Consider the following 3818-nt stretch of genomic DNA (forward strand, 5'->3'; position numbering starts at 1 on the left):
GTCGCAGCCGACCATCAGCCGCGAACTGGCGCGGATGGAGCAGGTCGTCGGCTTTGCGCTGTTCGAACGCGCGCACGGCCGACTGCGCCCGACGATGGCCGCGCTCACGCTGTTCGACGACGTGCGGCTCGCGTATGTGGGGCTCGAACGCGTCGCGGCGACGGCTGCACGCCTGCGCGAGTTTCGCGACGGGCAACTGTCGGTGATCGCGCTGCCGGCGTTCTCGCACGCGATCCTCCCCGGTGCGTGCCGGCGCTTTCACGATGCGCATGCGGGCGTCAGCGTGTCGGTCGCGACGCAGGAGTCGCCGGTGCTCGAGGAGTGGTTGACCGCCCAACGCTACGACCTCGGGCTGACCGAGCACGATGTCGCGCCGGCCGGCACGGTGCTCACGCCGCTGCTCGAAGTCGATGAAGTGTGCGTGCTGCCCGACGGCCATCCGCTGCTCGCGCAGGACGCGATCGACCTGCTGGATCTCGTCGACCGCCCGTTCGTGAGTCTGTCGCTGAACGATCCGTACCGCATCATGATCGACGAGGCATTCGCGCAACTCGGCGTCGCGCCGCGCTCGGTGGTCGACACGCCGTCGGCCGTCTCGGTGTGCGCGTTCGTGCGGCAGGGGCTCGGGGCTGCGATCGTCAATCCGCTCACGGCGCTCGATTTCGTCGGCCGCGGCCTGCACGTGCGGCCGCTGACGCGGTCGTTTCCGTACCGGGTCAGCGTGATCGTGCCCGAGCACCGGCCGAAGAGCCTGCTCGTCGACGCGTTCGCCGATGCGCTGCGCGGCGAAGCGAAGGCGATCCGCCGCCGGCTCGCCGCACACCTCGGCTAGCGGCGCCGCCGTATGATGGGTGTTTCACCGCCATCACCGTCATTTTCCGGAAATCCCGTCATGACCGACGCATCGTCTTTCCTCGAACAACCGACCCTCACCGGCGAACGTGTCGTTCTGCGCCCGCTCGCCGCATCCGACCGGCAGGCGCTGCTGGACGCTGCCGCCGACGGCGAGTTGTGGAACCTGAAGGTCACGGTCGTGCCGGGCGCGCAGACGGTCGACGCGTACATCGATACGGCGTTGCAGGGGCGCGCGGCCGGCACCGTGATGCCGTTCGTGATCGTCGATCGCGCGTCGGGCCGCGCCATCGGCAGCACGCGCTTCTGGAAGATCGATCGCGGGAATCGCAAGCTGGAGATCGGTCATACGTGGCTGAGCGAATCGGCGCAGCGTACGCGCGCGAATACCGAAGCGAAGTGGTTGCTGCTGGCTTATGCGTTCGACACGCTGCGATGCGTGCGCGTGCAGTTCACGACGGACGAGCTGAACGAGAAATCGCGCGCGGCGATTCTGCGGCTCGGTGCGAAACAGGAGGGCATCGTGCGTCACGAACGGATCATGCCGGATGGCCGCAAGCGCAACTCGGTGCGCTTCAGCATCATCGACGACGAATGGCCGGACGTGCGTGCGCGACTCGAGGCGAAGCTGGCGACGTAACGTGTGACGCGGGACGTTGAACGTTGAATGTTGGACGTGCGTCGCGCCACCGGCAGGGGAGGCGGCAGCGCGACGACGGGGGAACGGTGCGCCGCGCGCGAGGCGCGGCGCTGCATCGCGTTACTGCGCCGATGCGAGGTGGTGACGCTGCGCGAGCTTCTGCGCGTCCGCGTAGTGCGCCTGCAGGATCGGCAGCGCCTGGCGTGCGACTTCCTTCAGCTTGGTGTCGCGGCCCGATGCGATTTCGGCCTGGAATGCCGAGATCGTCTTCTGCTGGCCGGCGAGCGCGACCTGTTCGATGTACGCCTTGTCGAACTCGGCGCCGCGCAGGCTCTTGATGCTGTTCAGCACGGTCGTGTCCGGGTCGTTGGCCGGTACGTCGACGCCGCGCGGGCTCGCCGCGCGCATCGCCTGGATGATCTTCGCGTCGTCGGTCGACACGCGTTGCGCGAACGCCTTGACCTGGCTGTCCGACGTGCGCGAATCGGCGATGCGCGCGGCGTCGTGCTGGGTCGACACGGTCTTCGTGCCGTCCGTGATGAAGGTCTGGTCGGCTTCGTGGATGCGCGTCGCGGTCGCGGCCTGCGCGGCGGATGCCGCGGGTGCCGGTTGCGCGGTTTGCGCGGTCGCCGTCACGGCGACGAGAAGCAGGCCGGCGGCAGACAAGGCAAGGCGCGAAATGGGGGGAAAGCGGTTCATGGGACCTCCTTTCGATCGGGGCTCTGGTTGAAAAACGGATCGTGTGATCCGTCGCTGTGCGAGAGACCGGGCGCGCCCGGGCCGGATTCGACTGCCGCTCTGCCGCGGCGGCGTTCGAAGTGTTTTCCGGCCCGACTGATTCTAGGAGAGCGGTCGGGTAGCAGGTGCAACCGTGCTGTGGCTTGTGTAACGGTTGGTAAGACGAATCGATGGGCACGCGCGCAGGCCGGTAGTGCGTACCTGATGCGCGTGCGGCGGCGGCAATTTTTGCGCGCACGTGGCGCATGCAATGCATGAGATGCAGGTGCGTGTCATCGGCATCATCGACGTGATGGCGTCGCGGCGGTTGCGTTGGCGGAGCGTCGGGCGCGCGGGCCGCGTGTGCGCGCGGCGTGCGTGACAGCGTTACACGCGATCGAGCAGCGCATCGAGGCGCGGCAGCAACGGCGTCGCGCAATGTGCCTGCAACGCGTCGGGCGCCGTGTAACCCCACGCGACGCCCTGGAAGGCGATACGCGCGCGCCGTGCCGCGTCGGCATCGCGGATTTCGTCGCCGACGTACAGCACTTCGTCGGCGCGCACACCGGCCTCGTGAACGAGCGCGCGCAGACGGCGCGCCTTGCCGAACAGCGGAATGCCGCAGGCGAAATGGTCGACGCGTGCGCCGGCGCGCGGGCCGAGCCGGTCGCGCACGATCTCCTCGGTGTTCGACGTGGCGATCGCGATGCGGATGCCGCGCGCGGCGAGCGCGTCGAACGTTTCGTCGACGCCGGGAAAGAGCCGCACGTTCGCGATGCGCGGCCGCATCAGGCGGCGCATGTCGATCGTCACGCGCGGCACTTTCCACATCGGCACGTCGAGCGCGCGGATGATGTCGCGCGCCGACATGCCGCGCAGCGCAGGGCGCAGTTCGGGCGTCGCGTCGCGAAAGCCGTGCAGGCGCGACGCTTCCGACAGCGCGGCGAGAAAGCTGTCGAGCGAATCGGCGAGCGTGCCGTCGAAGTCGAAGGCGATGAGGCGGTAGGTCATCGGGGGACGCATGCGAGGCGGAACGTGGCGAGATTGGTTGGCGGCCGTGCTACTCGTAATGGTAGCGGCAGGACACGATGCTGAGTTGAAGGTCGTCAGCCTCGTAGACCAGGCGGTTCGTATCGTCGATACGGCGCGACCAGAAGCCGGAGAGATTGGCTTTCAACGGCTCCGGCTTGCCGATGCCTTCGAACGGCGTGCGCTGGGTTTCGCGAATGAGCTGGTTGATGCGCTTGAGCGTCTTGCGATCCTGTCCTTGCCAGTAGACATGGTCATCCCATGCGTCGGAAGTAAAGAGCACGCGACGTACGCTCATTCATCATCCTCGGCGAGCTTGTGTTCTTTCGCCTTGCCCTTGCGCAGTTGCGCGATCGAACGTTCGAGATGAGCGACGTTGGCTGGCGAGCGCAGCAGGTGAACCGTCTCCATCAGGCTGTCGTAATAGTCCTGCGACATGATGACGGCGTTCGGTGCATCGCGGCGCGTAATGAGCGTCACGTCCGCATCGTCGACGACCTGGTCGATGACGGTCTTCAGATTGCCGCGGGCATCCGAAAAATGAATCGTGCGCATGGGGTGCCTCACTTGTACATTTAAC

At 67.1% G+C, this 3818-nt stretch carries 6 protein-coding genes; 2 read left to right on the forward strand and 4 right to left on the reverse strand.

Translation table 11 applies throughout. From position 1 onward, the window contains the following. Positions 1–832 (forward strand): LysR family transcriptional regulator (locus JMF90_RS27890; protein ID WP_201325693.1); only part of this gene is annotated, 832 nt, incomplete at its 5' end. A gap of 60 nt (positions 833–892) precedes the next feature. Continuing rightward, on the forward strand, positions 893–1492 hold the full coding sequence (locus JMF90_RS27895; protein WP_012339671.1) for a GNAT family N-acetyltransferase: 600 nt from the start codon (positions 893–895) through the stop codon (positions 1490–1492). Positions 1493–1612: 120 nt separating this feature from the next. Here the strand turns inward: JMF90_RS27895 and JMF90_RS27900 are convergent, their stop codons facing one another. From JMF90_RS27900 to JMF90_RS27915, 4 genes are all read right to left on the reverse strand, one after another. Then, positions 1613–2191, reverse strand: coding sequence for a DUF4142 domain-containing protein (locus JMF90_RS27900; protein WP_012339672.1), 579 nt, complete (start codon positions 2189–2191; stop codon positions 1613–1615). A 405-nt stretch (positions 2192–2596) separates the two neighbouring features. Next, positions 2597–3220 carry an HAD hydrolase-like protein gene (locus tag JMF90_RS27905; RefSeq protein ID WP_006480833.1) on the reverse strand — a complete coding sequence of 208 codons (624 nt, stop codon included), beginning with the start codon at positions 3218–3220 and terminating at the stop codon, positions 2597–2599. A gap of 49 nt (positions 3221–3269) precedes the next feature. Beyond that, complete coding sequence (locus tag JMF90_RS27910) at positions 3270–3536, reverse strand: Txe/YoeB family addiction module toxin (RefSeq protein ID WP_012339674.1); 267 nt, start codon at positions 3534–3536, stop codon at positions 3270–3272. Then, the gene (locus JMF90_RS27915) at positions 3533–3793 is read right to left on the reverse strand and encodes a type II toxin-antitoxin system Phd/YefM family antitoxin (protein WP_011547275.1); all 261 of its coding nucleotides are present in this window, start codon (positions 3791–3793) and stop codon (positions 3533–3535) included. The genes JMF90_RS27910 and JMF90_RS27915 overlap by 4 nt, the downstream gene beginning before the upstream one ends. Between the last annotated feature and the right edge of the window lie 25 nt (positions 3794–3818).

This window comes from Burkholderia sp. E168m23 (assembly GCF_016586125.1).
Taxonomy (GTDB): Bacteria; Pseudomonadota; Gammaproteobacteria; order Burkholderiales; family Burkholderiaceae; genus Burkholderia; species Burkholderia orbicola.

Excerpts from the sequence above, each read along its gene's own strand:
- JMF90_RS27895 (WP_012339671.1), top strand. The coding sequence starts at position 893 with ATGACCGACGCATCGTCTTTCCTCGAACAACCGACCCTCACCGGCGAA.
- JMF90_RS27910 (WP_012339674.1), bottom strand. The coding sequence starts at position 3,536 with ATGAGCGTACGTCGCGTGCTCTTTACTTCCGACGCATGGGATGACCAT.
- JMF90_RS27900 (WP_012339672.1), bottom strand. The coding sequence starts at position 2,191 with ATGAACCGCTTTCCCCCCATTTCGCGCCTTGCCTTGTCTGCCGCCGGC.
- JMF90_RS27905 (WP_006480833.1), bottom strand. The coding sequence starts at position 3,220 with ATGACCTACCGCCTCATCGCCTTCGACTTCGACGGCACGCTCGCCGAT.
- JMF90_RS27915 (WP_011547275.1), bottom strand. The coding sequence starts at position 3,793 with ATGCGCACGATTCATTTTTCGGATGCCCGCGGCAATCTGAAGACCGTC.